The following is a 285-nucleotide window of genomic DNA, read 5'->3' as shown; positions in this document are numbered from 1 at the left end:
ACCCTGTTTGTTCCGGACTCCCCACCCTCGAGACAAGAGGGCATGGCTGCCAGTTTCATCACCTCACAATGTTGTTGGTACTTATGTACCGGGTGCTTTCTTTTAAGCATCTAAAAAAAGAGCTGTGAGGGAAGGATTCGAACCTTCACGGGGCGGTTAGCAAAGATAAACCTCTCGACAAGTACGCGTCTGGTGCTGCCGTCGACTCCGTTTGTTTCGGTCTCCCCACCCTCGGGACCAGAGGGCATGGCTGCCAGTTTCATCACCTCACAATGTGTCGAAGTC

Source organism: Lewinella sp. (genome assembly GCF_050633125.1).
Lineage (GTDB): Bacteria > Bacteroidota > Bacteroidia > Chitinophagales > Saprospiraceae > Lewinella.
The sequence above is the reverse complement of the archived record's forward strand: the minus strand, read 5'-3'. Positions refer to the sequence as shown.